Source organism: Companilactobacillus musae (assembly GCF_003967595.1).
Lineage (GTDB): Bacteria > Bacillota > Bacilli > Lactobacillales > Lactobacillaceae > Companilactobacillus > Companilactobacillus musae.
Map to the genome: position 1 here is coordinate 384,150 of NZ_BIFW01000002.1, position 26,378 is coordinate 410,527.

26 protein-coding genes are annotated in these 26,378 nt (G+C 34.0%); 9 read left to right on the top strand and 17 right to left on the bottom strand.

Features of this window, described 5'->3' with window-relative positions:
- Positions 1 to 88: 88 nt before the first annotated feature.
- Positions 89 to 2,176, bottom strand: a complete 2,088-nt coding sequence (locus tag LAB100_RS05535) for a putative ornithine decarboxylase (RefSeq protein ID WP_119325536.1) — start codon at positions 2,174 to 2,176, stop codon at positions 89 to 91.
- A gap of 249 nt (positions 2,177 to 2,425) precedes the next feature.
- Here LAB100_RS05535 and LAB100_RS05540 point away from each other — a divergent pair, with 249 nt between their 5' ends.
- Positions 2,426 to 3,877, top strand: a complete 1,452-nt coding sequence (locus tag LAB100_RS05540; RefSeq protein ID WP_174233493.1) for an APC family permease — start codon at positions 2,426 to 2,428, stop codon at positions 3,875 to 3,877.
- Between the two features lie 325 nt (positions 3,878 to 4,202).
- Here the strand turns inward: LAB100_RS05540 and LAB100_RS05545 are convergent, their stop codons facing one another.
- From LAB100_RS05545 to LAB100_RS05570, 6 genes are all read right to left on the bottom strand, one after another.
- Positions 4,203 to 4,403, bottom strand: coding sequence for a hypothetical protein (locus LAB100_RS05545; RefSeq protein ID WP_119325534.1), 201 nt, complete (start codon positions 4,401 to 4,403; stop codon positions 4,203 to 4,205).
- A 215-nt stretch (positions 4,404 to 4,618) separates the two neighbouring features.
- Positions 4,619 to 5,353: a response regulator transcription factor gene (locus tag LAB100_RS05550; protein ID WP_119325533.1), complete on the bottom strand. Its 735-nt coding sequence runs from the start codon at positions 5,351 to 5,353 to the stop codon at positions 4,619 to 4,621.
- 2 nt (positions 5,354 to 5,355) lie between these two features.
- Positions 5,356 to 6,432: a sensor histidine kinase gene (locus LAB100_RS05555; protein ID WP_162894146.1), complete on the bottom strand. Its 1,077-nt coding sequence runs from the start codon at positions 6,430 to 6,432 to the stop codon at positions 5,356 to 5,358.
- A gap of 263 nt (positions 6,433 to 6,695) precedes the next feature.
- A complete protein-coding gene (locus tag LAB100_RS05560) occupies positions 6,696 to 6,818 on the bottom strand; it encodes a bacteriocin (RefSeq protein ID WP_119325531.1) in 123 nt (40 codons plus the stop codon).
- A gap of 298 nt (positions 6,819 to 7,116) precedes the next feature.
- Positions 7,117 to 7,437, bottom strand: a complete 321-nt coding sequence (locus tag LAB100_RS05565; protein WP_119325530.1) for a bacteriocin immunity family protein — start codon at positions 7,435 to 7,437, stop codon at positions 7,117 to 7,119.
- Between the two features lie 94 nt (positions 7,438 to 7,531).
- Entirely contained in the window at positions 7,532 to 7,711 is a 180-nt protein-coding gene (locus tag LAB100_RS05570; protein ID WP_119325529.1) for a hypothetical protein, read from the bottom strand.
- 340 nt (positions 7,712 to 8,051) lie between these two features.
- Here LAB100_RS05570 and LAB100_RS05575 point away from each other — a divergent pair, with 340 nt between their 5' ends.
- The gene (locus LAB100_RS05575; protein ID WP_126322026.1) at positions 8,052 to 8,252 is read left to right on the top strand and encodes a hypothetical protein; all 201 of its coding nucleotides are present in this window, start codon (positions 8,052 to 8,054) and stop codon (positions 8,250 to 8,252) included.
- A gap of 78 nt (positions 8,253 to 8,330) precedes the next feature.
- Here LAB100_RS05575 and LAB100_RS05580 read toward each other — a convergent pair whose 3' ends face one another.
- Positions 8,331 to 8,798, bottom strand: coding sequence for a hypothetical protein (locus LAB100_RS05580; protein ID WP_119325527.1), 468 nt, complete (start codon positions 8,796 to 8,798; stop codon positions 8,331 to 8,333).
- A 286-nt stretch (positions 8,799 to 9,084) separates the two neighbouring features.
- Here LAB100_RS05580 and LAB100_RS05585 point away from each other — a divergent pair, with 286 nt between their 5' ends.
- The 3 genes from LAB100_RS05585 to LAB100_RS05595 all read left to right on the top strand — a co-directional run bounded on the left by LAB100_RS05585 (position 9,085) and on the right by LAB100_RS05595 (position 12,021).
- Positions 9,085 to 10,449, top strand: a complete 1,365-nt coding sequence (locus LAB100_RS05585) for an Nramp family divalent metal transporter (RefSeq protein ID WP_119325526.1) — start codon at positions 9,085 to 9,087, stop codon at positions 10,447 to 10,449.
- Between the two features lie 171 nt (positions 10,450 to 10,620).
- The gene (locus LAB100_RS05590) at positions 10,621 to 11,142 is read left to right on the top strand and encodes a helix-turn-helix domain-containing protein (RefSeq protein WP_162894145.1); all 522 of its coding nucleotides are present in this window, start codon (positions 10,621 to 10,623) and stop codon (positions 11,140 to 11,142) included.
- Positions 11,143 to 11,265: 123 nt separating this feature from the next.
- The gene (locus LAB100_RS05595) at positions 11,266 to 12,021 is read left to right on the top strand and encodes a TerC family protein (protein ID WP_371851213.1); all 756 of its coding nucleotides are present in this window, start codon (positions 11,266 to 11,268) and stop codon (positions 12,019 to 12,021) included.
- 60 nt (positions 12,022 to 12,081) lie between these two features.
- Here LAB100_RS05595 and LAB100_RS05600 read toward each other — a convergent pair whose 3' ends face one another.
- The 3 genes from LAB100_RS05600 to LAB100_RS05610 form a co-directional block, all read right to left on the bottom strand.
- Positions 12,082 to 13,485 carry an APC family permease gene (locus LAB100_RS05600; protein WP_119325523.1) on the bottom strand — a complete coding sequence of 468 codons (1,404 nt, stop codon included), beginning with the start codon at positions 13,483 to 13,485 and terminating at the stop codon, positions 12,082 to 12,084.
- 107 nt (positions 13,486 to 13,592) lie between these two features.
- Positions 13,593 to 14,450 carry a helix-turn-helix transcriptional regulator gene (locus LAB100_RS05605; protein ID WP_246001262.1) on the bottom strand — a complete coding sequence of 286 codons (858 nt, stop codon included), beginning with the start codon at positions 14,448 to 14,450 and terminating at the stop codon, positions 13,593 to 13,595.
- A 27-nt stretch (positions 14,451 to 14,477) separates the two neighbouring features.
- Positions 14,478 to 14,837 (bottom strand): DUF488 domain-containing protein, encoded by a 360-nt coding sequence (locus LAB100_RS05610; RefSeq protein WP_119325522.1) that lies wholly within the window; start codon positions 14,835 to 14,837, stop codon positions 14,478 to 14,480.
- Between the two features lie 167 nt (positions 14,838 to 15,004).
- On the opposite strand from LAB100_RS05610, the gene LAB100_RS05615 reads away from it, so the two are divergent.
- Positions 15,005 to 15,442, top strand: a complete 438-nt coding sequence (locus tag LAB100_RS05615; protein WP_119325521.1) for an Hsp20/alpha crystallin family protein — start codon at positions 15,005 to 15,007, stop codon at positions 15,440 to 15,442.
- A 725-nt stretch (positions 15,443 to 16,167) separates the two neighbouring features.
- On the opposite strand, the gene LAB100_RS05620 is transcribed toward LAB100_RS05615, so the two are convergent.
- The 3 genes from LAB100_RS05620 to LAB100_RS05630 all read right to left on the bottom strand — a co-directional run bounded on the left by LAB100_RS05620 (position 16,168) and on the right by LAB100_RS05630 (position 18,683).
- Positions 16,168 to 17,121, bottom strand: a complete 954-nt coding sequence (locus LAB100_RS05620) for a LacI family DNA-binding transcriptional regulator (protein ID WP_119325520.1) — start codon at positions 17,119 to 17,121, stop codon at positions 16,168 to 16,170.
- 239 nt (positions 17,122 to 17,360) lie between these two features.
- Positions 17,361 to 18,065, bottom strand: coding sequence for a bifunctional demethylmenaquinone methyltransferase/2-methoxy-6-polyprenyl-1,4-benzoquinol methylase UbiE (ubiE, locus tag LAB100_RS05625; RefSeq protein ID WP_119325519.1), 705 nt, complete (start codon positions 18,063 to 18,065; stop codon positions 17,361 to 17,363).
- Between the two features lie 9 nt (positions 18,066 to 18,074).
- Positions 18,075 to 18,683: a histidine phosphatase family protein gene (locus LAB100_RS05630; protein ID WP_119325518.1), complete on the bottom strand. Its 609-nt coding sequence runs from the start codon at positions 18,681 to 18,683 to the stop codon at positions 18,075 to 18,077.
- 215 nt (positions 18,684 to 18,898) lie between these two features.
- Here LAB100_RS05630 and LAB100_RS05635 point away from each other — a divergent pair, with 215 nt between their 5' ends.
- Both LAB100_RS05635 and LAB100_RS05640 read left to right on the top strand, forming a co-directional pair.
- Positions 18,899 to 20,230 carry a uracil-xanthine permease family protein gene (locus tag LAB100_RS05635; RefSeq protein WP_119325517.1) on the top strand — a complete coding sequence of 444 codons (1,332 nt, stop codon included), beginning with the start codon at positions 18,899 to 18,901 and terminating at the stop codon, positions 20,228 to 20,230.
- 412 nt (positions 20,231 to 20,642) lie between these two features.
- Positions 20,643 to 21,527, top strand: coding sequence for an aldo/keto reductase (locus tag LAB100_RS05640; protein WP_119325516.1), 885 nt, complete (start codon positions 20,643 to 20,645; stop codon positions 21,525 to 21,527).
- 81 nt (positions 21,528 to 21,608) lie between these two features.
- Here LAB100_RS05640 and LAB100_RS05645 read toward each other — a convergent pair whose 3' ends face one another.
- The 3 genes from LAB100_RS05645 to LAB100_RS05655 all read right to left on the bottom strand — a co-directional run bounded on the left by LAB100_RS05645 (position 21,609) and on the right by LAB100_RS05655 (position 24,711).
- A complete protein-coding gene (locus LAB100_RS05645; protein WP_119325515.1) occupies positions 21,609 to 22,412 on the bottom strand; it encodes an FAD:protein FMN transferase in 804 nt (267 codons plus the stop codon).
- Positions 22,413 to 22,537: 125 nt separating this feature from the next.
- Positions 22,538 to 23,317, bottom strand: a complete 780-nt coding sequence (locus LAB100_RS05650) for an FAD:protein FMN transferase (RefSeq protein WP_119325514.1) — start codon at positions 23,315 to 23,317, stop codon at positions 22,538 to 22,540.
- Between the two features lie 101 nt (positions 23,318 to 23,418).
- Positions 23,419 to 24,711: a nucleobase:cation symporter-2 family protein gene (locus tag LAB100_RS05655; RefSeq protein WP_174233494.1), complete on the bottom strand. Its 1,293-nt coding sequence runs from the start codon at positions 24,709 to 24,711 to the stop codon at positions 23,419 to 23,421.
- A gap of 127 nt (positions 24,712 to 24,838) precedes the next feature.
- Between LAB100_RS05655 and LAB100_RS05660 the strand changes: the two genes are divergently transcribed.
- A complete protein-coding gene (locus LAB100_RS05660) occupies positions 24,839 to 26,275 on the top strand; it encodes a C69 family dipeptidase (protein WP_119325512.1) in 1,437 nt (478 codons plus the stop codon).
- The last annotated feature ends 103 nt before the right edge of the window (positions 26,276 to 26,378 follow it).

Below are 26,378 nucleotides of genomic sequence, written 5' to 3' on the forward strand. Positions count from 1 at the left end.
TATTTTATTTTACTTTTAATTTGAATTATTAAATTTGTTTCTATTTAAATTAACTCATTAAATCCAATAACAATCTAGGTTTAAAAAATTATTTCTTTAATACTTCTGCTTGAACGGAGATAGTACCGTCTGTATTCTTATTCCAATAAACACCTTGAATTTCTGGTACGAAGCCTGGAAATCTCTCGATTGCGCCGACTAGAACTTCAAAGTACTTCTGGTCGATATCGCCCCATTTTTCTCCGGGAGCGACGATGAATACTCCGGGTGGGTATGGCAAGGCCCCTTCTACTGCTACTCGTCCCTTAATATCTTTCAAATCAACTAGTTCACTCTGATTCTTCATGAATAATTGGTCTGCGGATTCGGGTGTCATGGTGTAATTTTGCATATCTGGTTTAGCAAATAATTCTTTTTGTAAGGTGAAGGTCTTGTTCTGGCGATAATACTCGTGCATTTCTTGGCACAATTGTTTCAATGTATAACCTTGATAACGGTCTGGATAAAGTTTGGCTAACTTAGGCAAAACTTTGGTTAATGGTGCATCTTCAAAATAGAATTGTTCAAATTCTAAGAAAGCATCTAACAAAGTATCTAATTCTTCCTTAGTATCGCCTGGTGTTAATAGGAACAAAAGTGAATTCAAATCATCTTTTGCACGAATAATTCTTTTTTCCATTAAAAATTCTGCCACGACCGGCCCAGGAATTCCATTTGCTTGGTATTTAGCATTTCTTACATCAATTCCAGGCGTTATAACGGTTATTTTTAGTGGATCAATCATTGCTTGTCCTTGAGCTATTTCATTAAATCCATGCCAATTATCTTGCGGATTCAACTCCCAGTACTTACTATTGGTAGCTAATTCATCCGTACTGATTTCGGCATAATTATCGGGAACTAATGGTCTAAACAATTTTGACTTCTTTAATAACTGCTTACGCCATTCAATTCCCATTCTCAAAGTATCATCCCACCAATTCCTGTTACCTTGACCGGCAGTTAGATAAGCATTAACTGTTAATGAGGCATAGATAGGATAAGAATAACTTGAGGTAACGAATTTCAAATAGGCATTATTAAAATGCTTATGATCAACGTAACGGGCTTGTCCTTTTATGTGAGCATCTTTTTTTAGAATCTGTGAGGTTTGAGCTAGTCCAGCTTGTTGTTTATGTAACGATTGTGTCACTAAAATACCAGGATCTTCTGGTCCATACTCTAACGACAATGGTGATAAATGTTTCATGATTGGTACGAATTGCTCAAATCCACCCCAAGCACAATCGAATAATATATAATCACAAAGTTTACCAATCTTATTAATGATCCATTGAGCGTCATAAAAGACCCCATCATACGTTTCTAATTGTAGGATAGCTAATCTAAATGGACGCTTAGCTTTCGCCTTCTCAGGGTCAATTTTGACTATTTCAGCTCGAATATTAGTTTCATCTAGTGCTTCAGGATTCATTTCACCAATTAATCCTAAAGGATTTCTGTCAGTCGGAATGTAAACTGGTTTTGCCCCACTCATTACTAAAGCACTATTATAAAGTGACTTATGATTATTACGGTCAAAGAGAACTAAGTCATCTTTTGATAACAAGGCACTGGCACAGATTGAATTGGAACTAGTAGTTCCATTTGTACAGAAGTAAACTTTATCAGCATTGTATGTTTCAGCAGCTTTTTGCTCAGCGGTCAAAGGTGTACCACCATGGGTCATGGTATCGCCTAATTCATCAACTGTATCGCTAGTATCCGCAAACATCAGATTCTTTCCAAAGAAACGGTTAAAGACTACTCCAGCTGGATGTTTTTCGTAGTACTGACCGTTGTGGTGTCCTGGAGTGGTAAAACTAATTGGTCGATCTTCTGCAAAATTAACCAAATCAGTCAAAAAACCTGGAACCATTTTTTCTTGATATTTATTGGCAGAATCAATTGCTTCAGAAGTCACATCGGCAGTAGAATTTGTTTTGATAATAGGGATGCCAAGACCTGATGTTTCTTGTAGATTTTCAGCTATTTTGATGGCTGTTGCATCATGTTCGTTTAAGACGATGGCTGCTAATTCGGCAAGATCACTCTTAGCTGTAAACGGAACTGTTTCCCAGTTAGATGATCCACTCATTTTCACATCATCGCCAATGGCAATTTTCAGAAAATTCATATTTTCCCCCTATTTTTTAACTTTTTTCATAAAAACTATTGCAAATGATATATAAATCCCTAAAATTGTTTGAGGATATTTTTTATATTTTCGCAATATTAATTATGAAAAAATATTACAGCATTGATTATATATACGTATCGAGGGTATAAACAAGTGAAAATGAATAGTTCTCTGCTTACACTGAAGCCTCCTAAGTTCTAAAGCCTTTTATAACAAGACTTTTAGACAATTCGGGGGAAAATAAAATTGGAAACATTAGAACCAAATAAAAAGCATTATCTAAGTTGGCCGGTCATTGCCTTGATCGACTTCGTTACTATCATCAGTTTTGAAAATATCTTCTATCCTTTTCAAAACCAAGGATTATCCGTGGTTATCTCATGGATCTTCTTACTTTTTGCCTACGTCATTCCTTATGCTTTAATTTCTAGTCAAATGAGTTTAACTTTTGACAATCAAGCCGGGGGGCTTGCTTCTTGGGTTCGTCACAGTAGTAACGACACCCTAGGTTATTGGACTTCATGGATGTATTGGGTTCAAAGTGTGCCTTACATCGTGGACGTTTCTAACTCTGTTATCGTTTCATTCAGTTGGATGTTTTTAGGTAACAATACTTTGGACAAAAGAATGTCGACTTTCTGGTTCGGTATTCTAACTTTTATCATCATCTTACTTTTCATCTTATTAGAAAATGTTATCAAGAATTCATTAGAAATCCTTTCACTTATCGGTGGGGGTGCCATGTTCATCATGTCGTTCCTCTTTGTTCTTCTAGCAGGTTACGCTGTTTTGCATGGTCATCATATCGCTACACAACCATTCAACTGGGGAGCTTTCAAACCATCGTTTAGCTTGAAATACTTCTCAACTACCGGACTTTTAATCTTCGCTATGTCTGGTGCTGAATTAGCTGCACCTTACGTCGTTCAAATGCGTGATCCTAAGCATGAATTTCCTAAAGCTATGTGGCTTCTTGCTATCATGACCGGTTTCTTGACCATCTTTGGTACATTAGCCTTGGCAATGTTCTTCAATGCCAATCATATTCCACATGACTTCAAGATGAACGGACCTTACTACGCTTTCCAACTATTAGGTACTAGTTTAGGCGTAGGTAAATTATTGATGTACATCTTCGCTGTCGTTCAAGCAATCTTTATGATGGCACAATTAGCTGTTCTGCTTGATGCTTCAAGTCGTGTTTTTGCCGGTGATGTTGCCGACAAATTCATGCCTAAGTGGTTAACTAAGAAAAACAAGAATGGTCGTCCTATTCACAGTTACACAATGACTACTGGTTTGAGTTTATTCTTACTTCTTTTGACAGGTACTTTGCCAAATATCAATACAATTTATAACTGGTTACTAAACATTAACGGAATTATTTCACCATATAAGACTTGTTGGGTATTCTTCGCCTTCGTGGCAATGAGAATGCACCAAGACAAGTTCCACTCTGATTACACCTTTATCAAAAATAAAACTGGTGCTCTGATCGTCGGTGGTTGGTGTCTAGCCTTTACCTTTATCTGTGCTACTTTAGGATTCATTCCTCAAGAAGCTAAGTTCGGTACCGGAGCTTTCAATCATCAATTACTACTAAACTTCATTACTGTTATCGTATTATTCGGACTAGGCTTCGTTATGCCATGGTTACGAAAACGCGAGCAACGTCGTGAAGGTATGGAATTAGATTAAAAATTTAAAATTGAAATGGACCACTAACATTGTGTTGTTAGTGGTCCATTTTTTACTTTATCCAATTAGGGCATAAACAAAGGAATAACGAGTAATATTTTCAACCATTGTTTAAAAAAACTAGGATATTTAACATACTTTTGCTTTGGAATTAATAGATAGAATTTCTTATTGTCATTTTAACCAAAGCTGTTGCGATTTGCTTCTGGCTACTTGAGACAAATTAAAAATTCCTCTGTCCTTATCAATAATAAACTTAAAATTTTAATGGTTAAGAATGTATTTGGAATCTACAGAAATTCAAGGTATCCTACTCCAATTCAAGCTATCTTTTCAAGAAAGCAAGCACGTTCTTCTTATCTGGTTTCATTCTTCCTGCTATAAACGCAATTATGACTGCAACAAAAGCAAACAAAAATTCCCATACTGACCATTTAAAAATTAGTGTTAAGGCTAACATAATAAAGGCCGAAATCAACAAGACTCCATCTCTGGGACCCAATTTCAAATACGGATACATCATCATCAGACGTCACTTCCTTCACTATTTGATATACATTGAATAAGCTCAACCAAGACTCCCAATATCATCACCTACTTTATACCAGAAAGCCTTTCTCACATGCTCTCCATATGATTTCTTCCTAGTACACCATAAGTATAATCAGTATTTTGTTAACCGTTTTCAATAATATATTAACGTTGGATTTATCACATTAACGAAAGATATATGCCCATCATTTACTTAAATAACTTACTAACAGCTGAAGATTTTCTAATAGAAACATCACACTGAACATCATTATCTAGATATAAAGTTCTTTTATGTATATCGTATGAATTTATTCTATCAACATTAACTAATGAACTCTTATCCACTCGCAATAAATTACTATACTTATTTTCAAGTGAATTCAGATTACCTGGAAATGACATTTCCCGATTATCCGACTCTAAATGAACGCGCCCAGGAGATTCTTTTTCTGTGTATAATAAAATTAATTCTTTCATAGGAACAGAGAAATATTTTGACCCAATCTTATATCCAAACGTCATTTCTTTTTCATAAATAGAATCCTGATAATATTGTTCGGTTAATTCAATATCCTTAATGATTTTTTCTTTTATTTCTTTGGAATCATTATCTTTCAATACATAATCTAAAGGAGATATTTTTCTTTCTAGTGTTAAAAATGCTAATTCCTCATGAGTCGTCACAAAAACAATTCTAGCATCAGGCATATTATGTCTAACAAACTCGGCCACCTTCAACCCCGCTTTAACATCACCATCCATCTCCATATCTAAAAAGAACAAACCAAATTGCTCCTTAGAAAAAGAGTCATAGAATGACTTTGTATTACTAGCCTCGACTACTTTTATTGAATAATCATTGATCATTATCGTATTATCTACAATTTCCTTATAGTACTTTCTTTGATTATCATTGTCTTCTAACAAATAAACTGAAAACATTTTTACCTACCTTTGAGAACTATCAATGTAATTCTTAATCTATCTCCAATAACCTCAGTATCTAGATACAAATTACCATCTTTATCAATCAGTTCAGATACATTAGCCAAGCCTGTTCCATGTCCAGAGCCTTTGGTTGAATATCCTTTTTTAAAGATACTTTTTACATCTACAGTGTGGTTTAATGGATTTTCAATTGATATTTCCATGACATCATCATTTTTAATAAAAGCTAAATCAACATCTCTATTCGAACCATTACTAGTCTCTTCAATTGCATTATCAAGTAATATTCCAACTATCCTCACAATATTCAATACATCATTATCAAATTCAACATAATTATCTGTAACTTCAATATTCAATTTAATTCCATTAGATTTTGCCTTAAAGAACTTTTGAATAATAAGTCCTCGAAGTGGTTCATTGGATATTTTCTTATATTCTGACACAATTTTCCCATCTAAATCAGATGTGAATTCTTTTTGTTGAGTTAATTCCTGATATAGTTCCTCATAATCCTTATTAGTTTTTTCAGATGATTTCACGCTCATTGACAAAACAATATTTTTAAAGTCATGTTTGAATCGTCTTAGATCATCATATTGTTCTTGAATATTTTTCAGATATTCGTTTAATTGTCTATTTTGTTCTAATTCATTAGCCATCTTTTCACGAGCAGAATATGCCTTAATCATATTGAACATTTGGTAAATAGCAAAACCCAAAAAAGAAATATATGAAACGGCTATTACGCCACTAATAAGTGCCGTAATTCCTTCAATATCTCCAACAAATAATATGATTATAAAAGTTACAAAAATAAAAGAAACCAGAAAAAATAATTGATCATTCAATGACAAGTAATCAATTTCTTTTTTAATTTCTCTTATTTTTACATTTTTATTTTTTAAAAGTTTGATACTCAAGAATACCAACAATAAATTCAACAAGCATGAAACTATGGCATATTCATCATTAACTCCCAAAATATCTGCTTTTAATGGAATAAAATATACCATTTTTCCGAAAAGATTACAGACTAATAACAATGCAATTTCTATAACAAATGCAATCAATAAAGACGTCAACCTACCTTTGTAGGGGTTAACCCTATGTTGATGAATCATTTCTTTGGTTACAAAAAATATTATAAAAATTAAAAAAATAAAATCTTCAAATAAAATCCCTAATCCACCTAATAATAAGGAACATAATATATCTTTATATATTTTTATTAACGAAATTCTCTCTGTATCCAAATATCGGAATATTATTAATATAAAAAAAATTATCATTGAATCCACAAAAAATTCAATAGGTATGGATACACTAATCATTTTTAATGTTTAATCCATTTTATGACGTTTCTAATTATGCCCTTTGAAGTCATCGCGCCCATTAACATTCTAGCTTTTCCACCTGATATTGTTGATAGTTCTTTTTCTGAAATATTCTTTTTCATAATATTATCTCCCCTAATAATCTATAATAAAAAATCACTATATTGACTATACTTCAAATTAATATATTCACTCATCAAATACCACTTTGGATATTATACTATTTCAAACAAATTTATCTATATAAAAAATATAAACGTTGATTTTTACATATAAACGTATTATTTTTCGATTTACAGATTTTCTAGAATCTCTCCAGAATAAATAACAAATGATTTTTCCGTTCTAAAAGCAGCATAATTAAGTGTCCAAACTTAAGGGCTCAGATCAATGGTAGTTCATTTTTCATCACCACTATTTTTAATTCAACGGACCAAATGTAAAATGAGTTGCTCCAAGTCCATATCCTAAATTCACATCTCGCATCGTCTTTTGATCCAAATTATTCAGCTTATCTTTTACAAATTGATATAACACTCGATTATTTTTGGGCAACGTCATTGGAACGATGAAGTTATCATGATAGAGCTTATAAATTTTTAAACAAACATCTAGCTCACTTGCTCCACTTTTTAACTCTTGAGCACACTCTAATAATCCTTTTTTGTACTCTTTAGGCTGATTGGACAAGTCCTCTTGATATGCCTCATCAATCAATTCAAATAAACCTTTATTCGTCAAAATAACATCCCCTTTCAAGTATATTCTAGTGGGAAGGTAACTTTAATTTGTAAAAATATCCCCAATGGTGGGATTTATGATCATATTCATGCAATTAAGGCATAAACAGGGGAATAATGAGTAATATTTTTAACCATTGTTTAAGAAAGTTGGGATGTTTAATATATTCTTGGTTTGGAGTTAATAGATAATATACTTCTACTAGTACTGTTAAAAATAACGATGTAATGATCCATACGCCAATCCATGCAGCGATAATTAGTAATTCAGTCATCACGGTTAATCTCCTATTAATTAATTGTTGTTGTGCAGTATATAAATATTTTTACTGACTCTCACTAATACATCTATTCTTTCATCTTCACATTATTAACAACAAATGCAAATTTTTCTTATTAAGATTAATTTAGATTCGAGGGAGCTTTGACAACGAAAGAGGTAAATAATAAAATATTTATGGGAAACTTAAGCAAGGGAAACTGACAAATATCTCAAAAGTTTCAGTGATGGTGAATGTTTAGTATGCATCTGTTTATAGAATCAGAATAGATGTTAGGCATAATACTCATCTTATACAAAATAGCTTAGGAAAATAACATGTAATGGGATCTAGTATGAAAAAACTTATGACAATAAAAATAAACAAAAAGTTTTACAAAAAATTAGGATTCTGGGTTGGACTATCTTTATGTTACGAAGCAATCAATATATTTAAAGATAGTTTTTTCTCATTTAATGGATTAATAAATATTATCGGTTTAATACTTGGCTTGGCAGCTATTTATTTGGCCTTAACAGAAAAAAAAGAGAATTAAATTAACTTATATTCCATATGGTTATTAATAACAAAAAAGAGTTTGAGAATAAAAATTCTCAAACTTTTTTTTTACTAATTATATTTGTCCAACTTCAACTGAAGCATCATTAGACAATTTCTTTTGTAAGTACTTTTCCATTTCTTTATAGGAGATATTAAAATTCATCTCAACTTGTTGTGGTCGTTTTGTGTTGAAGATAACTGCTACTTTAGGTTTACGTCCTGGAATTTCAATGGGAATCAAGGTTACGTGAACTACTTGAGCATAATCGAGAACACCTGAATAAAAACCGTTTAAAACGATTTTCTTTTCGCCAACGCCACCAACGCCATTCATAATATTTAACAACATGAATAGAGCCACCATGATGATGTATGACAATTGACCAGTTGGTGAAACTAACAACCAAGCGCCAATAAACGCCGCAAAGATCAATGATGAAATTTTATAAATCGATCTTATTTCAATTTGTGATTGCCAATAGACATTAAAAACAGCACCAATAAAGAAGATAACATCAACTATTAGTAATATTACGCTCATATAACTCTATCCCTTTTCTACTATTTAATTTACTACCTACATTGTATCGTACTTGCATATCAATTACATGCTGACAAGCTTTACAGGCGGTATATCTTCTACTTAAAAATTTTTGTGAATAATATTAATCTAACATAAATAAATTAATCTTTCAGGATTGAAGATGCTTACAACGTCAATAATTGAAGATTTTTTGTTAGGTTACCTTAATTTTATTGTTTATTTACTTTAAAGTTGCTCTCTAACATGATATTATATCTTGAGATTAAAAAAGGGGGATATAAGCTTGAGTGAAAAAAATAAAAAACACGAGAGCCTAATTCATTATGCTAACGGCCCTTCCTTGGAAGAAATTAATGACACCGTTGAAGTTCCTACTGACGCAGGTTTCTTTAAAACCCTATTAGCATACAGTGGCCCGGGAGCTTTAGTTGCCGTGGGTTACATGGATCCAGGTAACTGGGTAACATCAATTGCTGGTGGTGCTCAATTCAAATACAAATTACTATCTGTTATCTTGATTTCTAGTTTGATTGCGATGCTTTTGCAATACATGGCGGCTAAACTAGGGATTGTGACCGGAAGGGATTTGGCACAATTAACAAGAGATCGTACTTCCAAAGTTGGAGGTTTTATTCTCTGGATAATTACCGAACTTGCTATTATGGCAACTGATATTGCGGAGATCATTGGTTCCGCGATTGCCTTGAAATTGCTTTTCAATATTCCAGTCCTCTGGGGTGTTATCATTACAGCCTTTGATGTTCTGTTATTACTAGTCTTAATGAAACTAGGTTTCAGAAAGATCGAAGCCATTGTAGCGACACTTATTATGGTTATTCTATTTGTTTTCTTATACGAAGTTATCCTAGCTAAGCCCGATATGGGTCAAATGATGGTTGGGTTCGTACCAGAACCTCAAATTCTTCAAAACCAAAGTATGCTTTACTTATCACTTGGTATTGTTGGTGCAACAGTTATGCCTCATAATCTTTACTTGCATTCATCAATTTCTCAAGCTAGAAAATACGACCGTGAAGACCCTAAGAGTGTTCACCAAGCCGTTCGTTTCTCAACTTGGGATTCAAATATCCAATTAACATTAGCTTTTGTTGTTAATACTTTACTATTACTTCTAGGTGCTGCTTTATTCTATGGCACAAACAGTGATTTAGGACGTTTCGTAGATCTATTTAATGCTTTGCAAGATCCTAAAGTTGCCGGAGCTGTTGCCAGTCCTGTCTTGAGTATTCTGTTCGCTATTGCTTTGTTAGCTTCAGGTCAAAACTCAACTATTACTGGTACACTATCTGGTCAGATCGTTATGGAAGGTTTCGTCCACATGAAGATGAAACTTTGGGCAAGACGTGTAATTACTCGTTTGATGTCCATCATTCCAGTTATTACCTTTGCTATTATTTACAACGGTAATGAAGCTAAAATCGAATCACTTTTGACATTCTCACAAGTATTCTTGAGTGTTGCGTTACCATTCTCAATTTTCCCATTGATCAAGTTTACAAGTAATAAAAAACTCATGGGTGAATTCGCTAATAACAAATTCGTTGAATATATCGGCTACTTTGTTGCGGTTGTCTTAACAATTCTAAACATCTGGTTGATCTATACTACATTTGTTCCTACGGCTTAAAATACACTTAACTCTGACATGAAAATGTTGGAGTTTTTTTGTTATTATTTATAACGAAAGCATAACGAAAAAATGAGTTGCCATTTGCTTTACCTCTCAATCGCAACCATTAAGTACTGTTGGGAAAAACGTCTTACCCGTAGAATTGGAATCAATCAGGAGGATATCAAAATGAAAATTGGAGATCAATTACAAAAGCAAAGAAAAATTCACGATATGTCTCAAGATAGTTTGGCTAAAAAGTTACATATTTCTCGTCAATCTATTTCAAAATGGGAAAATGGTGCATCTTTGCCTAGTTTCAGTAATATTATGGCAATTAGTAGGATTTTTAATATTTCTCTTGATGAATTAATTAAGGGGGATGATGATTTAATGAACAAATTAGAAAATAGCAAAGGCATAAACAACTTAATTTACTCTATAATTGGCAGTTTTGCTGTAGGAATTTCACTTTGGTTCCTACTAAAATATACGGGACTCTATAATAATTTAACAATCAAAATGTTACTAACTTTGGGAATCGTTATATCATTTATAATGTTAATGTCAAATATCAACTGGAAAAATATTCGTCAAGTAATTACACATAAAGCAATTTTCTGGTTGATAATTTTTTTCATATTAAGTTTAATTCCCAAAGTTAATAACTTTCTCATTGGTTTCAATATTGGCTATCATTCATTTCACTAAATTCATTGACAGTATCTTTTGATTTTATATAAACCGATTGTAAAGTAATAACTTAATCTGGTATTATTTACCCTAAGAAATTAAATAGAAAGCAAGGAATATTGATTGAATGCACTAGTAAATATGTACGGTCCATTCTTTGATCTTCATAACTGGGCAACGGTTATTGAATCGGGGGAAGATTGGTTAATTATTTTATCTTTGGTAGTCATGGAATGTATGTTGTCGGTTGATAACGCTGTTGTTTTAGCTGCTCAAACACAATCACTACCCAACAAGGTTGAACAAGAGAAGTCATTATTCTATGGACTTTTCGGTGCTTACATTTTTAGATTCTTGGTCATCGGTATCGGAGTTTACCTAATAAACTTCTGGTGGATCAAGGTCTTTGGTGCTGGCTACTTGTTCTATCTTTTCTTAAAGCATTTCTTCTTTAATAGAAATAAGAATGTTCAAGTTCCCACTGAGCCTAAAAAAGAAAATGCTCTTGAAAAGCATTTACATATTTCTAGATTCTGGCAAGTTGTTATCTCGATTGAATTAATGGATATCGTCTTCTCAATTGATTCTGTCTTAGCTTCCCTAGCTGTCTCCAGCAATCCTGTTATTGTTCTGATCGGTGGAATGATTGGCATTTTAGCTATGAGAGGTATTGCCGAGCTTATCATGGGACTAATGAAGAAGATTCCGGAATTAAACGGAATGGCTTACTTCTTGATTCTTTTCATTTCAATTAAGTTGTTCTTATCGATTCCAGCTATCGACATCGAAATTCCTAATATGGTCTTTGTCGGCGTCTTGATTGCTGCTATCGTTATTACCTTGATAATTCATCAAATCAACAATAACCGAGCTCCTAAAAGTAAAAAGAAAAACTAAAAAAATAACATCTATCAAGTAACCTTATAAACCACTTGGTAGATGTTATTTTTTATATTTTTATTGTTTATTTTGTAATTTAGAATGTTTCAAACCATAAACAAAGTAGACTACGATACCAATTGAGATCCAAATTCCAACACTGATTTTAGAAATCGTTGGTAACATAAGCAAGAAGTAAATACTTGCTAGTCCAGCTAAGATTGGTAAAACCGGATACCAAGGCATTTTAAAGCCATCATTAGGAATATCTTTTCTTTTACGTAAAGGAATAATTCCAAATGATATAAATACGAAGGCTAATAATGTACCTGCATTGATCAATGATGTTAATTCAGTTAATGGTACTAATCCAGCAAAAACAGCTTGAACAACGGTTGCTACCCAAATAGCATTCTTTGGTACTGAGAACTTTGTATCAACTTCACCCATTTTTTCTGGCAACAGTCCATCACGACCTAGCGCATAAACCAAACGCGAACCACCGAAGAACATTGTCAATAACGATGTAAAGATACCAACCAGTGCTCCAATAGTAATCAGCTTATTCCAAGTATCTAGATGTACTACTTTCAATGCATAAGCTGCAGGATCATCAACATTTAAGTCTTTATAATTAACAATACCTGTTAAAACAAATGAAAAACCAACATATAGAATAACTGCAACCACAACAGTTCCCAAAACTCCACGAACGACATCACGCTTAGGATTAATAGTTTCTGCTGAATTGGCAGCCAAAGCATCAAACCCTACAAAGGCAAAGAATACAGTTGCCGTAGCGGTTGAAATCCCACCCATTCCAAATGGTTCTGTATGGAATTGTTTAGGATAAAATGGCACATAATTACTTGTTTTAATATAAAAAGCCCCGACAACGATAAATAAAATAATAATTGCAACTTTAATCAAAACTGCAACATTTTCAACTTTTTTAGATAAACTAGCACCTTGTAAAATAATCGCTGCAATTAACAAAACGATTAAGGTAGCGGACAAATTTATTCCCCCACCTTCCAAAGGACCTGCTGCTAAAAACTTAGGCATATGAACTCCAAAAGCACCTAAGATATTGTTATTAAAGTACGAGGCAAAACCGACCGCTTCAGCAGACACAGTCAAAAAGTACTCCAAAATCAAGGCCCAACCTAAAATCCAGCCAATAATTTCACCATAAATTACTGCACCAAATGAATATGCTGAACCAGCAACTGGCATGGCAGATGAAAATTCCGCATATGCCATACCAACGAAGCCTGACACAATCGCCGCTATCAAAAAGGCAATCGTAACTGCAGGTCCGGCGTGCAAAGCCGCTTCATGTCCAGGTAAAATAAAAATACCAGTTCCAATAACCGCTCCAATACCTAAGGACAATAAATCCCTAGCTCCTAAACTTTTGGTTAATCTGGAGTCAGCTTTTAGAAAGGTTCCAACTGACTCCTTTTTAAAGACATTTTTCATAAATATCTCTCCTTAAAAATGCGTAAAGATGAATTACATTAAGTTTAAATCTTACTACAATATTTTTCATAAAAAAAGCAATCTTCTTTTATTAATCAAGAAGATTGCTAAATAATTTTATTATGATTATCCTCAGTACGATATTTTGTAGGTGCAATACCAGTATACTTTTTAAAGGTTTGACTGAAATAACTCAATCTCGTAAATCCAAGTTCATCAGATATTTCCTTAACACTTTTATCTGATTCCCTTAAAAGAATCATCGCCTTCTGAATCTTACGAGCGTTTAAATAAACTGAAAAACTCAAACCTGTTTCCCGTTTAAATAATTTACTGAAATAATAATCAGAGAGATAAACTTTACTAGATACTTGATCAAGGGTTAAACGCTTATCCAAATTGCCATCAATGTATTCGATTGCTGAAATAATCGAACTATTGGCAGTTGACATCACCTTTATTTGTTGCAAAGCTTTGCCCTCACTGTCCTCTAGTTCGTCAATTGCATCATTAACGTCCAAAGCATATTTAATTATAAAATTATCTATACCTCGAATTTGAATGATAATTTTTGAAACATTCTCAATCAAAAGTTTAAGATAGGCCACTTGCTTTTGCAATTTTTGCATAATCACTAAATGTTCAGAACTTGGCCCACCATCAACATCCAAAGCCACACAAATTTTACCAACCCTCTGATTGATAGCCGCAATTCTCAAAGGTGCATCCGCATATTCAAGATTATACTTATATTTATTGACGCTCAATTTGGACAAGTCAGCTTTTTTATTCATCTTTGCCAAAGCACTACTTTCTGACAAAATACCAAATATACCCTCTTGCAAATGATCATCGTTTCCCAAAACAAAAACTGCAATTTCATTTGTTTCTGCGTAGGACTGCAACAGGTGAATAAGCATTTTATCATTACTAGACAACAAAGACTGTAAATCAAACTCTTCCATAATTACTAGCCAACCAATCTACAATATTTAAATCTTTGAATTTAGATATTCCATTAGGACTACTGCATCGTTGTGTTCTTGATCTTTGGCACTATACAAGATAAGAACATCTTGTTTTTCCAAAGCTTTTCGAATCTTTTCTAAAAATTCATTCGTATATGGATTATCTTCAATTTCAGATAGATACTTGCTTTTGAACTCAGTGTATTTTTCAGGATCATGTCCGAACCATTTTCTCAATTCCGGACTGGGAGCAATTTGCTTTGCCCAAAGATCCAAAGCAGCTCTGACTTTTGACATACCCCTAGGCCAAAGTCGGTCTACTAAAACACGATATCCTTCTGGCAAATCTTTATCATAAATACGTCTCAAAATCAGTTTAGACATTGAACTAACCTCTTTTTTCAATTTAATTGTATCACATCAATTAGTCTATTTTTTACTTCTTTTTTGCCAAAATTAGCACTCTGAAATATAGAGTGCTAATTTCTTGAATTTTACCAAAAATGGGTCTTATAATGTACTTGTAATAAAGGGAAAGGAAGTAACAAAGTATGGCAAACGAAATTATGGATCGTAATAATTTAATGAGAAATTGGTTCAACGGTGATTCTTGGATGAACAATTTACCATCCATATTTGACAACAATTTCCCAGAAGATTCAACACTAAAAACAGATATTAAGGAAACTGATAAAAATTACGAAGTTCATGTGGATATGCCAGCATTTGACAAGAAAGACATCGACATTAATTATGATAATGATGTTTTAACCATTAGTGGTCATCGTGATAGTTTCAACGATCACAATGATGAAAAAGGTGACATGATTATGAGTGAGCGTTCAAGCGGTCGCTTTATGAGACAATATCACTTACCAGCAGTTGATACAGAAAACATCAAAGCTACATATGATAAAGGTGTTCTTCAAATTGATCTTCCTAAATTGGAAAAGAAGACCGACACTGGACATCATGTTGATATCAACTAATTAAACAAGACTTTCAGATATCCATTATCCCTTGTGGGGTAGTGGATTTTTTTATATCAACTAAGCTAGCTGAAGGATATCGTCGTCCGTGAAATTTTTCTTAGTGACAAAGTCACTTAGAAAAAGGCCGATATTTGAAACAATTATGCACTTCAATTGGTTCAAATTCGTGCCCACTACGTTCCAGCCCAATTTTTTTTGTTGCAGAGGACGACACCCTTCAATCCCCCAAATTTTTTAATATTCATAAAATCTTCACATTTTACAAATATATAATTCATAAAGATTAAGTAATATATTACTTGTAGATGAGAGACGTAATAAATCCCTTTTCTCACCCCCTATAACATATATATTTAATCCCCTAAATAAAAACACCTTTCCCCGAGGTGTTTTTTTATGTTTTTAAGCATCTGTCGGTAGTAGTTCTTATAAAAATAAGCTATACTAAGAGATGCAGAGTGGAAGATTTCTACTCTCATGGGATGTAGCAATTCAATTGCTACAAAAGGACAAAAGAATTTATAAAATTTAAAAAGACTTATCGACTTTGGGCTATCCAATCTTCTTAGAAATTAAAATTTAATTACCATAACTTAACATGATAAGCCTGTAATAAATATGAACTGTAGATTAGAGATAACTACTCTTTTCTCATCCCCCCTAAAACAATATTCAATCCCCTTAAAAAGGACATCCTTCCCCAAGGATGTCCTTTTTTGTTATTAATCTTTAATTAAAGTGCCTCGTAATATAAATTCTGAAGGAATACTCTTTTTAACAATTTCTTTCTCAAATATCGTCCAAAAAGCATACTCACCTATTTCTGTTAACTTATGATCAATTGTAGAGAAGTTCATCAAACGACTATAATCCAAATTTTCTTGTCCAATCACTGGTATATCAAGTTTCATCACCATTAATTGACGAATAATACCCGCTGCTACTTGATCACTATTAGCAAAAATAACTTGTAAATCTGAATCACGTTCAACCAAATATTTAGCCGCTTTCATACCATCGCTAAAATCTTGAGCTCCCATATAAAGATGCTGTGTCGTTACTTCATGACCAAATATTTTTTTATATGAAGTCTTGGTTTTCTTAGTAGATTGACTATATTTTTCACTTCGACTGAGTGTAACGCCGATATGCTTAAACTTTAATCTGCGTAATAAATCAAAGACTTTGTTATAGGATTCTTCACGGTCTGTATACGCACAAGAAATTGGATAATCAAATGTATCTTCACAACAAGTAATATTTCCATACTGACGATATTCAAGGATTTTTTCAAAAGAAATAGCTCGTGATGTAAAAATCAATCCATCAAAAGCTCGATGTTTTAGCATTTCTAAATACTTTATTTCACTTTCTTCATTATAATCTGATGGCAAAAGGGTCACTTGATAATCCTCTTTGAATGCCGCTTTAGTTATAGCGGAAATCAATTTTTGAAAATAAGGTATATTAATGTATGGCAATACCACCCCAACAGTGTAGGTTTTGCCAGTACTCAAGGCTCTAGCAACATCATTAGGATGATAATCTAATTCTTCCATAGCATCGAGAATATCTTTTTTAGTATCTTTAGCAACATAACTTTGATTATTGATCACTCGAGACACGGTCGATACTGAATGTCCCGAAAGCTTTGCAACATCTCTAATATTTGACATAAATATCACTCCTGATTTAATTGTTAGCTTGCTACATTTAGATATATTAAAAAAATTATTGAAAAAAATCAAAATTCACAATTTCTTCACATTTTCAAAATAATTGGTTCACACTTATTAAGTATAGTATTACTTGTAGATGAGAGATAAGAAATCTCATCTCATCCCCCCTATAACATATATATTTAATCCCCTAAAAATTAAAAGAACACCTTCCCCGGGTGTTCTTTTTTATTGTCCTATTTTCTAGCTGCATGAATAGCAGCGGCCTTTAACATCAAATCTGTTACTTCAATGTCCTTAAAACCGACGTTTTGCATCATTTGAGCTAATCGTTTAATACTGACAAATTTATTAACCGAATCATCCAAATATTGATACTCTGATTGACTTTTAGCAAATACCTTTCCCATTAAGGGCATTAAATGGTTGAAGTAAACTTTCCAACCTAATTTAACGATTGGGGTTTCAACTTTAAAAGCTTCTAGACATATTAATTGTCCATCAGGCTTTAGTACTCGATATATTTCTTGCAAAACTTGATTGGCATCTGGCACATTTCGTAAACCAAAACCAATCGTCACAACATCAAAACTATTATCAGCGTAGCGCAAATTCATAGCATTACCTGATTCCAAGACAATATTAATAGCTTCAGATCTACCCACTTTTTGTTGAGCAACCTTTAACATTTCCTGACTGAAGTCCATCCCTACAATTTGAGAATGAGGATATCTTTGAGCCAACATAATTGTCCAATCTGCCGTTCCACAACAAAGATCCAATATTTTTCTAGGAGCAACATCAATCTTCTCGGTAGCCTTTTGACGCCACTTTTGATGAGTTCCTAAACTCATAATTGAATTCAATTTATCATAACTTCCAGCAATCTTGTTGAATGTCTTTTGAACATCTTTTTCTGGTACTTTATTAGTCAGTCCCATAGCTTACCTCTAATTGATGTCGTTTTTACGACCATAATAGTATAGATATTTAACTCCACTATCAGAAATAACAAATTTAGAAACACCTGCGTTATCTGGTTGAATAATGCCAGAAATATCCTTGGCACCAGTTACAACTTTCAAAAATGAACGACTAACGAAGCCATGGCAGACTACCATGATCTTCTTGTTACCCTTTTTAGCCATATCGTCCATAAATTCTTCGACACGCTTGTATACGTCTACGTATTCTTCACCGTCTTTAGCATACTTAGTATAATTAGGTAGTAAATAATGGTTCTCATCAAAAGCGTCTGGATATTGTTGACGAAGTTCACTTTCTTTAACACCATCCCATGAACCATAATCGGCTTCACAGAGGCGTTTATCTTGTTTAATTTCATGAGTACCTTGATTTAATATCTCAGCAGTTTGCATAGCGCGTTTCATCGGACTTGAATAAATTTCATCAAATTTATTGATATCAATATGCTTCTCTAATTCTTCAACTTGCTTAATTCCATTAGCGTTAAGCGGCTTATCAGTAGACATACCATTGATACGTCCCTCATAGTTAGTATCCGTTTCGCCATGTCTTACAATATATAATTCGACCATAAGATTCTCCTCTTTGTTAGCGCTTTAAAATACATCTTTTAGTATTTCATTATTGACTTTGCTTTGCAACTCAATTATAGTGAAAGCAATCAAATATAGTCCTTTAAATATTGGTCCCGTGAGGCTAATAAGGAAACACGTTCAGTCTTCTATTTCGCATACACGGGATAGAGGACTATTTTTTTGCAAAAGAACAATTAGGGGAGATGTTTTCTTTGGATCCAAATAGTAAAGAGTATCGCAATCCAGATGCAGTTTTGGACGTTTACGAAAAGCCACCTTTAAGTAGTTGGGCTTTCCTTTCCTTACAGCACTTATTCTCAATGTTTGGTGCCACCGTTTTAGTACCGTTACTAGTAGGACTTGATCCTAGTATCGCGTTATTCAGTTCTGGTGTTGGTACCATTATTCATATTCTTATTACTCACCGTAAAATTCCAGCTTACATGAGTTCTAGTTTCTCATTCATTGTGCCAATGGTTGCGTTAATGAAAACCGTTGGTTATGCCGGGGTTGCTCAAGGTACCATTGCCGTCGGTTTAGTTTACTTAATTGTTTCAGTAATTGTTGGTTTCGCTGGTTCCGCTTGGATCGACAAGGCTTTACCACCAATTGTTGTCGGACCTATCGTAATTGTTATTGGTATGTCTGTTGCTGGAAGTGCAGCTAATAATGCTATGATGAATGGCTCACATTATGATCTTAAATACTTCGGTGTTGCTATGTTTACCTTATTCTTAACCGTAATTCTTAATATGTATTTAAGAGGTTTCTGGAGTAATATTGCTATCTTACTTGGTATCATCGGTGGTTATATTCTTTCCGTTGCTCTTGGTATCGTTGATTTTTCTAAAGTAATTTCCACACCATGGTTCAAATTACCTGCTTTTGATTTGATGTTTGTTAACTACATGCCCAAACAAATATATTGGGGAGCAATTCTAAGTTTCGCGCCGATTGCCTTTGTAACTATGGCCGAACACTTAGGCCACATTATGGTTCTTGACGAATTAACTAATCGTGATTTCTTCAAAGACCCTGGCTTACATAAGACTTTGGCTGGTGACGGTACTGCATCGATCGTTGCAGCCTTCCTTGGCGGTCCTCCTATTACATCATATGGTGAAAATATTGGTGTCATGGCCGTTAACAAGATTTTCAGTGTCTACGTTGTTATCGGTGCAGCTGTCTTTGCCGCCCTCTTTGGTTTCGTCGGTAAATTAAGTGCCCTTATCCAAACTGTTCCCGGTCCAGTTATCGGTGGTATCAGTTTTGTCCTCTTCGGTGTTATTTCATCTAGTGGCTTAAGAATCCTAGTAGATAACAAAGTTGACTTCAATGAAAAACGCAATTTAATGATTGCCTCAGTAATCCTAGTTATCGGTATCGGTAATGCTTACCTTCAAGTCGGTTCCTTCCAATTCACTGGTGTTGGTGTAGCAACTGTTGTTGGTATCATCCTTAACCTAATTTTGCCAAAGCACGCTTTATCAGAAAATTGGAACGAAGATAAGGACAAATGGGCTAGAGATAAGAAAACTAAATAATAATTTAAAAGTATTTATGGGAAATCTTTTTCTTATAAATGCTTTTTATTTTGGTTATATAGTTGAAGGATGCCGTCCTCCACAACAAAGAAAATTGGGCTGGAACGTAGTGGGCACGAATTTGAAACAATTGAAGTTCACAATTGTTTCAAATCTCGGCCTTCTACTAAGTGGTAAAACACTAAGTAGAATTTCACTACTGAGCCCATTTTCTTTGTTGCTCCGGACTAGTATTATTATTTTTTCGATTTTATACGAGAATTTTAAATGACAAAAATAGAAATCAGCACCTTAGTCTGGAGCAAAATTTCTGCGGAAGACGGCATTCTTTAATTCTCCTCCCTAAAGAAAGGGCTATTTTTCAGTACCAAATTTACTTTTGCGTTAAAATTATAATTGTAGGAGGAATATTATGAATTTAAAACTAGATTCTACTGTAACTTTGAACAATGGTGTTAAAATGCCTCAATTGGGTATGGGCGTTTGGAAGGTCAACAACTCTGGCGCTTCTCAAGCTGTCCAATGGGCATTAAAACATGGCTATAAAGCTATTGATACTGCTAAGCAATATGGTAATGAAGCTGGTGTTGGTGAAGGTCTTCAAAAAGGCTTTGCTGACAATGGCCTCAAACGTGAAGATATCTTCCTCACAACCAAAATCTTCAGTGGTGACCAAGGATATCAATCAACGCTTGATAACTTTGAAGGTCAACTAAAGAGATTGCAAACAGACTATGTAGATCTTCTCTTGATTCACTGGCCAGTAACAGAAACATACATGGATACTTGGCGTGCTTTGGAGACTATTTATAAAGAAGGTAAAGCACGTGCCATCGGTGTTTCTAACTTCAATATTGAAAGACTAAAGGATATTCTCAAAAACGGTTCAATCAAACCAGCTGTTAATCAAATGGAATATCACCCACTTTGCCAAGAAGTTGACATCAAAAACTTCTGTGATGAAAACAATATTTATCTAGAAGCTTGGTCTCCACTTGGTGGTGGTTCAGTTCTCGGTGACTCAAGACTTAAGAAAATTGCCGACAAATACAATAAGTCAGTTGCCCAAGTAATCTTACGTTGGGATCTTCAAAATGGAATCATTACTATTCCTAAGTCAGTTCATGAAGAAAGAATCGTACAAAATGCAGATGTTTATGATTTTGAATTAAGCGATGCTGACATGAAAGAAATCAATGGATTTGATGACGACAAGAGAAGTCTTTGGTATGGCGACTTCTTCTGGAGTGGCAATCCTGACGGTTATAAAGATGATGTTGATGTCTGGGATGACTAAATAAAAATAAGAACAGTATCTATTAAGAAATTCAGGTTTTACTACCTTGAATACCTTTCAATAGACACTGCTCTTATTTTTTTATCTTTCAATTGTAGTTTCTTTACGGGTTATCACTGAACCTAGATTATAGTTCAAAACTTCATTCTGTTTATCAATCAAAATACCAGTTAAATTGTAATGTGCAATAAACGACATAAATTCTGTCTCACTAACTAAATTACCCACTAACGACCAAATAGTTGATTCAACCAGACTATTTCGAATAACAGTCGTCTGTAATATGTCGCTACGATTAGATTTTAAACTGTTACCTAGATCTGTGCTGTTGGTGGTCGAAACTGCACCATTCTTTAGATAATATGTCGTTAATGAATTCATCTCTTCAGAAGGCGATTTAATATCAATATTCCAACAAAAATCTGAATTCTGCTTAGTAGAAAATTTAATTCTACCTTCACTCTCTAAATAAATTCCTACTATTTCTGGATTATTCAAAAGTGGTTTGAGATTTTGATCAAAGACTTGTTCAATGGCCCAACTTTTTACTATTTCAGAAGGATCAAATTTACCGGCAAAATAAGGTTTATAAACGCCATTAGTCATTTGTTCAGCCAAAATAGCCGAATTATAGATTGTTTTAAAATCATTCGAAGAAGTCAACGGCGTTATATCGCCTCTTTGAAATTTAGAAACCAATGAATCATAATTAAAAGCCGAGAATTCGCGATCTATTTCGGTTAGCCGCTTATCTATCCGTTCAGAAGTTATTTTTAGAAGCTCCATCATAGTTGAATTATTAGTTAGTGTTGCTAGTTTAATTAAAAAGCTCATATTCATTTGATTAATTTGATTAGTTAAATAATTATATTTTTTTGTTTGCATTAAGTACTACCTCGATTCATTCAATTCTGAATATATTTAAAAGTATACGGTCGACTTTTGAATAATTTATGACTAAAATTAGAAATTTTGACAAAAAAATGAGATACATAACGGTGTTATGTATCTCATTTTTTTACTGCTATTCGATCTGAAAATCCGTCACGAAAGTTCTCCATACCTAAACTTTTATCAACGATCATTCCCGTCAAATGGTATTTTGAAATGAATTCTGGAAACTTATTGGTGCCTGCAGAAATACCGGCTGAGGACCAAATATTAGCATCCAATGCATTATTGCTAACAACTGTCACCTGCTCTATATCGCTCTTTTCTTTACGCAAGCTTCGCATTTTATTAGAAGTTGAGATAGCTCCATTCTTCAAAAAGTAAGTTGCTAAAAGGATATCTAAATTCTTGGGATCTTTAACTGCAATACGCCATCTGAAGTCAATATTAGGACGACTAGCTAAACGGACATCATCACCAGATCTTAACGAAACTCCATCAATTCCATCATCATTTAATAATGATAAAAGATAACGATTAAATATCTTGTCGATCATCCAACCATTCAATAAACCAATCGGATCATATTTGCCATTAAAGTAAGAACTGAAATAGTGATGGGTCATCTGTTCTGCTGTGATAGTTTGCTCGTATACTTCTTCAAAATCTTTAGACTGCATCAAAACTGCTTCTTCTCCATCTTGAAACCTAGCCAAAGTTGAATCATTATTTTCTAACGAAAAAATATCATCATACTCCTTAAGATTTTCAGAAATTGCGGCTACTGTTTTATCCACTTTTAATTGATCAATTCTTTCAGAATCAGGTGTTGCTAGTTTGATTTCAAATGGTAGATCAAACTTATTGATAACAACACTTATATATTTATAGTTAGTCATATTTTTCACTCCTTTATCTAAAAAAATACGTATGCTTATCTAATTTATCGATAAGTATACGTACCAAATGTGATGAAAATATGACCAGGGTTTGAAAGTTTCTAGGCAGTCTTTTTATTAGAATTTAATAGTAAATTCAAAATGATTGCTGAGAAACTTCCAACTACTAATCCATTATTTAAAATAGTTTGTAAAGTAGAAGGCAAGAAGTGCAAGAGAGTTGGTTGAACTGTCACACCTAATCCCAAACTGATAGAAACTGCCATAATCATAATATTATTATTATTCATTTCTACTTTAGATAACATCTTAATTCCTTCAATTCCGACAGTACCGAACATAATCAACATGGCACCACCTAAAACTGCATTAGGAATCAATTCAGCAATTGCTCCAACCTTAGGAATCAATCCTAAGATAATCAAAAGAAACGCTGAGAAATAAACTGGCTTATTTTTCTTAATTCCTGACAATTGAACAACGGCAACATTTTGTGAGAAAGTTGAATATGGGAATGTATTGAAGATACCGCCTAAAATGGCAGCCAATCCTTCAGATGCATAACCTCTTTGTAAATCATTCTCATCTAGATCACGTTTAGTAAGTTCGGCTAATGCATAATAAACACCGGTTGATTCAATCATACAAGTCAAAGCAGCTAATAACATAACCAAAATTGATGACCATTCAAACTTTGGCGTTGCAAAGTAAAATGGACGCGGAATTTGGAACCAGTGAGCAGAGCTAACGCTACTGAAACCGATTTGTCCCATACCAATACCTAATAAGTATCCAGCGACGATACCGATCAAGACAGCAATCTGTTGAATAAATCCACGGCCCCAAATACTTACGACAACAATTATTAATGCCGTAGCAAAGCCTAAAATTAAATTAGTCGGACTACCAAAACCTTTAGCAGCAACATTGCCACCACCGATATTTTGAAATGCGACTGGTATCAAAGTAAAGCCAATCAATGTAATTAATGAACCAGTAACAACTGGTGGAAAGAATCGCTTTAATTTAGCAAATATCTTTGAAATTAACATAATAAAGATACCCGCTACGATAATAGCACCATACATATAAGCAATCCCAAAATGATGCCCTATATTTTGTAACGGCGTTACATATTCGACGGCTGATCCTAAAACAACTGGCAAACCTATCCCAGTCAGTGGTGTTCGCTTAATCTGTAGGAGTGTAGCTACCCCACACATAAAAATATCTACTGAGATTAAGTAAGTCATTTCTTTAGCTGTGAATCCAAGTGATGCTCCAATTAAAATTGGAATCAAAATATCCCCGGAATACATGGCCAATAAATGTTGAAATCCTAATAGCAAATTCTTTAAGAAAGAATCGCTCTGGTTTTTTGTATCAAGATCCATTATTGCCCTCCTATTTATTTAGAAAATTATAGCATTATTTCAGAAAAGTATTAATGGTCAAGTTTAGATAAATCTCAACTTTAGATATGCTAAAATGGTATCCAGATAGATAGGAGGAATTTTCAAGATGAAGAAAAATCATTTGGATGACGCTTGTACTACTATTTTAGTTGGTAAAAACGCCAGTTTAGATGGCTCAACAATGATTGCCAGAAATGACGATACATTCTTTGCCGTTGCTCCACATAGTTTCGTATTGAACCCTGCCGTTAAAGGTGAAAAGGGCCGTAAGGTTAAGTCATGGTTAAATGGCTTTGAATCTGAAGTTCCCGAAAATGGCTACAAATGGCCTGCTGTTCCTAATGTAGACTACAAGAAGTTTGGTTACTATGACGAAAGTGGTATTAATGGTAAGAATGTCGCTATGTCAGCCACAGAAAGTACCTATGGTAACGAACGTGCTTTGGCATTTGACCCACTAGTTAAAGATGGTATGGACGAAGACGTTATCGTTCGTATGGTTCTTCCTTACGTTGATTCAGCCAAAGGTGCTGTTGAACGTACCGGTGAACTTATCAAGAAATTTGGTTCACCTGCTGGTAACTCAGTTCTATTCAGTGACAAAGACGATGTTTGGTACATGGAAATTGTTACTGGACACCACTGGGTAGCTCAAAGAATCCCTGATGATAGTTATGCTGTTTGTGCTAACCGTGTTTCAATTCAACAAGTAGATTTCAATAACCCTGATGAATTTATGTGGTCAGAAGGAATCCAAGAATTTGTTGAAAAGAACCACTTGAACACTGACAAAACTGGCTGGAACTTCAGACATATCTTCGGTACAGATAACTTAAAAGACCGTCACTACAACACTCCTCGTGTTTGGTTCGGTCAAAAATTCTTCAACCCAGAAATCGAACAAGATCCGGAAGATGGTGAACTACCATTCATCATGAAGACAGATCACAAAATTTCTGTTGACGATATTGAATACGTTCTAGGTTCTCATTACAACGAAACACCATATGATCCATATAGCCCATATGCTTCAGACGAAGACAAACACCGTTACCGTCCAATTGGTTTGAACAGAACTCAAAACTCACACGTTCTTCAAATCAGAAATGACGTTCCTGAAGAATACGCAGCTATCATGTGGCTATGTATTGGATTCCCAACATTTGCACCATACATCCCATTCTATACAAATATGAATGAAACAGATCCTTCATATAACGATGCTTCACTTGATTTCAATTTCAAGGACGCTTATTGGATGTACAATGCCCTATCAGTACTTGTTGAATCAAATTACAGTGAATTTATCCAAGATGACGTTGACTACTTAACAGAAGTTCGTCAAGACCTTCGTATGGCTGTCGCTGAAACTGACAAACTTGCTGCTAACTATTCAGGTGAAGAATTAGTTGAATTCCTAACTGACAGAAACCAAAAAGTTGTTAGAGAAATGCAAGATAAAGCTCACAAACTATTTGGTGAACTTTATACAAAGGGTATCAACCTTTCAAAACTTACATTTAATATGGATGAAAATCTATAGAGAGTGGAACAAGCCTGCGAGTTTCTGAGCATTAGCCTAGCGTTGTGAATTATTCGCCTACTTTGCGAATAGTTTGCAATGCGTAGCTAAGCGGAAGAAATTG